Raw genomic sequence first — 6,465 nt, 5'->3', positions numbered from 1 at the left:
TACTCACCCTCTCGGGCTTTCCTCCGGGCTTCCCTTCGGTGTTTCCGACTCTATCAGATCTTTCCGATCCGATTTCCTCGGTGCTTTCCAGGTTTCCGCTCTCGCGTTTCCCTTTCCAGCGGCTCCGACTTTATCAGAGATTCTGAGTCGGATTTCCCGCCGCTTCCGGGAGTGTCTTCCGAAGTGCATGAAGCCTTCGGGTTCCCATCCTGGCGGAGCCGTAAACGTACTGGAGCGGGGCGCCCCGATGCAAATCGAGGTGCCCCGCCACCAGTTCGCGCGTCCCGGGGGACGTGCGGGGTCAGACCTCCACGACGACCGGGAGGATCATCGGCCTGCGCCGATAGGAGTCCGAGACCCACTTGCCGAGGGTGCGGCGGATGAGCTGCTGGAGCTGGTGGGCGTCGGCGATGCCCTCCTGGGCGGACTTCTCCAGGACCTCCGCGATCTTCGGGATGACCGCGGCGAAGGCGGAGTCGTCGATGCCCGAGCCGCGGGCCTGGACGTGCGGGCCACCGGTGATCTTGCCGGTGGTGGAGTCGACCACCACGAAGACCGAGATGATGCCCTCGTCGCCGAGGATCTTGCGGTCCTTCAACGCGGGCTCGCCCACGTCGCCGACGGAGAGGCCGTCGACGTACACGTAGCCGGCCTGGACCTTGCCGGAGATCTTGGCCTTGCCCTCGATCAGGTCGACGGTCACGCCGTCCTCGGCGATGACGATCCGGTCGTGCGGCACTCCGGTGAGGGCGCCCAGCTCGGCGTTGGCCCGCAGGTGGCGCCATTCACCGTGGACCGGCATCAGGTTCCGCGGGCGGCAGATGTTGTAGAAGTACAGCAGCTCGCCGGCCGAGGCGTGGCCCGAGACGTGGACCTTGGCGTTCCCCTTGTGCACGACGTTGGCGCCCCAGCGGGTCAGACCGTTGATGACTCGGTACACCGCGTTCTCGTTGCCCGGGATCAGCGACGACGCCAGGATCACCGTGTCGCCCTGGACGATGCGGATCTGGTGGTCCCGGTTGGCCATGCGGGACAGGGCCGCCATGGGCTCTCCCTGGGAGCCGGTGCAGACGAGCACGACCTCGTGGTCGGGCAGGTCGTCCAGGGTCTTGACGTCGACCACCAGACCCGGCGGGACCTTCAGGTAGCCCAGGTCCCGGGCGATGCCCATGTTGCGGACCATGGACCGGCCGACGAAGGCGACCCGGCGGCCGTACTCGTGCGCGGCGTCCAGGATCTGCTGGATGCGGTGGACGTGGCTCGCGAAGCTCGCCACGATGATCCGCTTGCTGGCGCCGGCGAAGACCTGGCGCAGCACGTTGGAGATGTCCCGCTCGTGCGGGGTGAAGCCGGGAACCTCGGCGTTGGTGGAGTCGGTGAGGAGAAGGTCGATGCCTTCCTCGCTCAGCCGGGCGAACGCGTGGAGGTCGGTCAGGCGGTTGTCCAGCGGCAGCTGGTCCATCTTGAAGTCGCCGGTGTGCACGACCATGCCCGCGGGGGTGCGGATGGCGACCGCGAGGGCGTCCGGGATGGAGTGGTTGACCGCGATGAACTCGCAGTCGAAGGGACCGACGCGCTCGCGCTGTCCCTCCGCCACCTCGAGGGTGTACGGACGGATGCGGTGCTCCTGGAGCTTGGCCTCGATGAGGGCGAGGGTCAGCTTGGAGCCGATGAGGGGGATGTCCGGCTTCTCGCGCAGGAGGAACGGGACACCGCCGATGTGGTCCTCGTGACCGTGGGTGAGGACGATGCCCTCGATGTCGTCGAGACGGTCACGGATGGACGAGAAGTCCGGCAGGATCAGGTCGATTCCGGGCTGCTCCTCCTCGGGGAAGAGCACTCCGCAGTCGACGATCAGCAGGCGGCCGCCGTATTCGAAGACGGTCATGTTCCGGCCGATCTCGCCGAGGCCGCCGAGGGGTGTGACCCTCAGACCGCCGTCGGGGAGACGCGGGGGCGAGCCCAGTTCAGGATGCGGATGACTCAAAAGACTCTCCTCACCACGCGCGCCACGTACCGGTGGGCACGTGGCGCGCGTGACGTTCGTGCAGAAGCAGTTGTCATGGTGGGATGCGGGCGCCGGTGTGGCCCGCCTATTCAGTTGTCAGGCCTCGGGTGTTACGGGGTGGTGCGAAGTCTCGTTGTCAGAGCTGTACCCCGCCGGCGGCAAGATCGATCTTGAGCTGCTCGGTCTCCTCGGGCGTGAGCTCGACCATCGGGGGCCGCAGCGGGCCGCCGGGCAGGCCCAGGAGGGCGAGCGCGGCCTTGGTGGTCATGACGCCCTGGATGCGGAACATGCCGGTGTACACGGGGAGCAGCTTCTGGTGGATCTCGGTGGCCTTCTGGACGTCGCCGGCGGTGAACGCCTCGACCAGGGCGCGCAGGTCCGGGGTGACGACGTGGCCGACGACCGAGACGAAGCCGACCGCGCCCACCGAGAGCAGGGGCAGGTTCAGCATGTCGTCGCCGGAGTACCAGGCGAGACCGGAGCGCGCGATGGCCCAGCTCGCCCGGCCGAGGTCGCCCTTGGCGTCCTTGTTGGCGACGATCCGCGGGTGCTCGGCGAGGCGGACGATCGTCTCGGTGTTGATCGGGACGCCGCTGCGGCCGGGGATGTCGTAGAGCATGACCGGCAGGCCGGTGGCGTCGGCGATGGCCTTGAAGTGGCGGTACAGGCCCTCCTGCGGGGGCTTGTTGTAGTACGGCGTGACGGTGAGCAGGCCGTGCGCGCCGGCCTGCTCGGCGGCGCGGGCCAGTTCGATGCTGTGGCGGGTGTCGTTGGTGCCGACGCCGGCCACGATGTGGGCGCGGTCGCCGACCGCGTCCAGGACCGCGCGTACCAGGTCCGTTTTCTCCGCATCGCTGGTGGTGGGGGACTCGCCGGTGGTGCCGTTGACGATCAGGCCGTCGTTGCCTGCGTCCACCAGGTGGGCGGCGAGCCGCTGCGCGCCGTCGAGGTCGAGTGCGCCGTCCGCCGTGAAGGGCGTGACCATGGCGGTGAGGACCCGCCCGAAGGGGGTCTGCGGAGTCGAGGTCGGAGCCATGGGTAACACGCTACTCGCTGCTCAATGTGAGGGCTGCCCTCGGGGGGCGGGCCGGCGGGTGGGGGCAAAGATGGAGCCCGGCACTGCCTGCTCGGGGGTTCAAGCAGTGCCGGGTCCGTTTGATCAGGCTAGATGAACTTCTCCAAGGGCCGCAATCCGGACACTTCGCGCGGCTGAACCGTACATCTGTACCGGAGCGGGCGGGCGGGCGCCGGCTACGGCGCGACCCGGCCGTTGGCGTTGAAGGCGGCATAGGTCAGCGGCATGAGCCTGGCCCACTCGGCCTCCATCTTCTCGCCCACCATCTCGATCTCCCGCTGCGGGAAGGACGGCACCTTGGCCAGCTCGTGCTGGGTGCGCAGACCGAGGAAGTGCATCAGCGAGCGGGCGTTGCAGGTGGCGTACATCGACGAGAACAGGCCGACCGGCAGGACCGAGCGGGCCACCTCACGGGCGACACCGGCCGCGAGCATCTCCTGGTAGGCCTCGTACGCCTCCCGGTAGGAGTCCGCCATGACCCGACCGACGAGCTCCTGCTGGGCCTGGGTGCCCTCGACGAACCGGTACTTGCCCGGGCGTCCCTCCTGCACGAGCTTGCGGGACTCGTCCGGGACGTAGAAGACCGGCTCCAGCTCGCGGTAGCGCCCGCTCTCCTCGTTGTACGACCAGCCCACGCGGTGCCGCATGAACTCACGGAAGACGAAGATGGGGGCGCTGATGAAGAAGGTCATCGAGTTGTGCTCGAAGGGGCTGCCGTGCCGGTCGCGCATCAGGTAGTTGATCAGTCCCTTGGAGCGCTCGGGGTCCTTGTCCAGCTCGGCCAGGGACTGCTCTCCGATGGTCGAGACGCGGGCCGCGAACAGCACGTCGGCGTCGGACGCGGTGTGCTTGACCAGTTCGACGGTGATGTCACTGCGGAAGCTGGGCTTCGGGTCGTCGGCGGGGGTGGCGGTCACGGCTCGGAGGGTCCCTTCCTTGACGGCTGACGGGCGGCGACCACTCTACGGCCCGGCTCTGACATCGGGGCGTTCGGTGCCGGGGCACGACATCTTCGGTGAAGATCTGCGAATTCGGCGAAACCGGGCACCTTTTGGGACACTCGGTCGTCTGTATGGGTGAGACACCCCAGTTCGACCCCCGGAAGGAGTCGTACCCCCGATGTTCCGTCGGCGCGAACCCGTACCGTTCGCCTTCGTCGCCGAAGCCGACCGGTTCCGCAGCAATGTCGCTCCCCCGCCGCGCGAACGCGCGTCCACCGGCCGAATAGCCGGGCGCTGCCTGCTGGGGCTGACCATCGTCGCCGCGCTCGTGGGCTCCGTGATTCTGGGGACGCCCGCGCTGACCATCAGCCACTCCCCCGCCGAGACGCAGCAGTCCCAGGTCTCCCCAGGACACTGAGCGGGTCCGGACCCCCCACCGCCGCGCCGGCGGTGCGGAGATCACCTCCACGGCCCCCACGGGTGGTGGGCACGGACCCAGGCGGATAGCCTCACCGGGCACAGCCCATGCATGGATTGAGTGAGGACCAGCCGTGCCCCTGTCCTTCCTGACGGCCGACCGCGCCTTCGACGCGGCGGACGACGTAGCGCTGCCGTTCGACGACCGCGAGCGCTGGCGACGCCCCTACCGGCCCGGGCCGTGGCGTGTGGGGGCGGCCGCCCTCCTGCTGCTGCTCGCCTCCTTCGTGCTGCTCGCGGGGGTCGTCACGGCGCTCACCGCCACGCTGTCCTCCGCCGGTTTCTGCTTCGTCGTCGCCCTGGTCGTGATCACCGGCGCGCTGCGGCTGCTGCGCATGGGCGTCTGGGTCAGCGCGCGCGGGCTGCGACACGTGAGCCTCCTCGTCACCCGTACGACGCCGTGGGCGCAGGTCGCCGGTGTACGGACGGTGCAGCAGCCGGTGCGCTGGCTGGGGCTGCCGCGCACGGTGCAGGGGCAGGCTCTGGTGCTCGGCCGCAGGGGCCGTGGACAGCAGGAGTCGCCGTCGCTGATGACCACGCACAACGCCGACTTCCTGGGTCGCGTCGAGGCGTTCGACCGGGCGGCGGACGCGGTGGAGGCGTGGGCGGCGGAGAACGGGAAGCGCTGACCCCGGCCGACGACATGCCAGAGGGGCCCGGTCCGCGCGCGGACCGGGCCCCTCCGCGTTCACAGGGGTGCTCCGGGTGTCAGGCGGCCTGCACCGGCTTGCCGTCGTGCAGGGCGATCGCCCGCTGCATCGCCTTGCGGGCGCGGGGGGTGTCGCGGGCGTCGTGGTAGGCGACGGCGAGACGGAACCAGGTGCGCCAGTCGTCGGGGGCCGCCTCCGTCTCGGCCTTGCGCCGGGCGAAGACCTGGTCGGCCGAGTCACGGTCGACGCGTCCGCTGGGCGTGCGGCTCAGCTCGTCGACGGGCAGGCCCCCCTCGGCGTCGAGCTCGGCGGCGAGCTGGTTGGCCCGGCGGACGAACTGGGTGTTCTTCCACAGGAACCACAGGCCGATCAACGGCAGGATCAGCACGGCGATCCCGAAGGCGACGGTGACGGGTGTGCCGTACTGGATGAGCATGACGCCGCGGCTGCCGACCAGGACGAAGTAGAAGACCAGGACGGCGGCCGTGACGAGGTAGGTGATCTTCGCGCGCATGAGGGGCTTCAGGGCTCAGTTCAGGTCGAGGAAGTGCTCCAGGCCGACGGTCAGGCCCGGAGTGGTCACCACGCGGCGCGCGCCGAGCAGGATGCCCGGCATGAAGCTGCTGTGGTGGAGCGAGTCGTGGCGGATGGTGAGCGTCTCCCCCTCGCCGCCCAGCAGGACCTCCTGGTGGGCGAGCAGTCCGCGCAGGCGCACGGCGTGGACCGGCACCCCGTCGACGCTGGCGCCGCGCGCTCCGTCCAGGGCGGTGACGGTGGCGTCCGGGGCCGGGGCCGAGCCCGCCTCGGCCCGGGCCTCGGCGATGAGCTGCGCGGTGCGGGTGGCGGTGCCGGAGGGGGCGTCGGCCTTGTTCGGGTGGTGCAGCTCGATGACCTCGACCGACTCGAACCAGGGCGCGGCGATCTGCGCGAACTTCATGGTGAGCACGGCGCCGATGGAGAAGTTCGGGGCGATGAGCACACCGGTCTGCGGGGACTGGGCCAGCCAGCCCCGCAGCTGCGCGAGGCGCTCGTCGGTCCAGCCGGTGGTGCCGACGACGGCGTGGATGCCGTGCCGTACGCAGAAGTCGAGGTTGCCCATGACCGACCCGGGGGTGGTCAGTTCGACCGCCACCTGGGCGCCCGTCTCGGCGAGGGTCTCCAGCTTGTCGCCCCGGCCGAGGGCAGCGACCAGTTGCATGTCCTCGGCGGCCTCGACCGCCCGTACCGCCTCGGACCCGATCCGGCCCTTGGCACCGAGGACCGCCACGCGCAGCTTGCTCATCTCTTGCTTCCTTACCACCGACGGACGGACAG

Annotated in this window: 7 protein-coding genes; 2 read left to right on the top strand and 5 right to left on the bottom strand. The window is 69.8% G+C overall.

Going from position 1 to position 6,465, the window contains the following annotated elements:
* Nucleotides 1–301: 301 nt before the first annotated feature.
* From ACIQMV_RS37645 to thyX, 3 genes are all read right to left on the bottom strand, one after another.
* Entirely contained in the window at nucleotides 302–1,987 is a 1,686-nt protein-coding gene (locus ACIQMV_RS37645) for a ribonuclease J (RefSeq protein WP_402597581.1), read from the bottom strand.
* Nucleotides 1,988–2,144: 157 nt separating this feature from the next.
* Entirely contained in the window at nucleotides 2,145–3,044 is a 900-nt protein-coding gene (dapA, locus tag ACIQMV_RS37640) for a 4-hydroxy-tetrahydrodipicolinate synthase (RefSeq protein ID WP_402597580.1), read from the bottom strand.
* 215 nt (nucleotides 3,045–3,259) lie between these two features.
* Entirely contained in the window at nucleotides 3,260–4,000 is a 741-nt protein-coding gene (gene thyX / locus ACIQMV_RS37635; RefSeq protein WP_225080559.1) for an FAD-dependent thymidylate synthase, read from the bottom strand.
* Nucleotides 4,001–4,202: 202 nt separating this feature from the next.
* Between thyX and ACIQMV_RS37630 the strand changes: the two genes are divergently transcribed.
* Together ACIQMV_RS37630 and ACIQMV_RS37625 are read left to right on the top strand one after the other, a co-directional pair.
* Nucleotides 4,203–4,442, top strand: a complete 240-nt coding sequence (locus ACIQMV_RS37630; RefSeq protein WP_401781901.1) for a hypothetical protein — start codon at nucleotides 4,203–4,205, stop codon at nucleotides 4,440–4,442.
* Between the two features lie 133 nt (nucleotides 4,443–4,575).
* The gene (locus tag ACIQMV_RS37625) at nucleotides 4,576–5,130 is read left to right on the top strand and encodes a hypothetical protein (protein WP_402597578.1); all 555 of its coding nucleotides are present in this window, start codon (nucleotides 4,576–4,578) and stop codon (nucleotides 5,128–5,130) included.
* Between the two features lie 79 nt (nucleotides 5,131–5,209).
* Here the strand turns inward: ACIQMV_RS37625 and ACIQMV_RS37620 are convergent, their stop codons facing one another.
* Both ACIQMV_RS37620 and dapB read right to left on the bottom strand, forming a co-directional pair.
* Nucleotides 5,210–5,665, bottom strand: coding sequence for a hypothetical protein (locus ACIQMV_RS37620; RefSeq protein WP_141357753.1), 456 nt, complete (start codon nucleotides 5,663–5,665; stop codon nucleotides 5,210–5,212).
* 15 nt (nucleotides 5,666–5,680) lie between these two features.
* Nucleotides 5,681–6,433 (bottom strand): 4-hydroxy-tetrahydrodipicolinate reductase, encoded by a 753-nt coding sequence (dapB, locus tag ACIQMV_RS37615; protein ID WP_402597577.1) that lies wholly within the window; start codon nucleotides 6,431–6,433, stop codon nucleotides 5,681–5,683.
* Nucleotides 6,434–6,465: the final 32 nt, after the last annotated feature.

Source organism: Streptomyces sp. NPDC091412 (genome assembly GCF_044756885.1).
Lineage (GTDB): Bacteria > Actinomycetota > Actinomycetes > Streptomycetales > Streptomycetaceae > Streptomyces.
The sequence above is the reverse complement of the archived record's forward strand: the minus strand, read 5'-3'. Positions and strand labels throughout refer to the sequence as shown.

What these genes read in the sequence shown, in the direction of transcription:
- dapA (WP_402597580.1), bottom strand. Translation starts at nt 3,044, where the DNA reads ATGGCTCCGACCTCGACTCCGCAGACCCCCTTCGGGCGGGTCCTCACC.
- ACIQMV_RS37630 (WP_401781901.1), top strand. Translation starts at nt 4,203, where the DNA reads ATGTTCCGTCGGCGCGAACCCGTACCGTTCGCCTTCGTCGCCGAAGCC.
- ACIQMV_RS37620 (WP_141357753.1), bottom strand. Translation starts at nt 5,665, where the DNA reads ATGCGCGCGAAGATCACCTACCTCGTCACGGCCGCCGTCCTGGTCTTC.
- dapB (WP_402597577.1), bottom strand. Translation starts at nt 6,433, where the DNA reads ATGAGCAAGCTGCGCGTGGCGGTCCTCGGTGCCAAGGGCCGGATCGGG.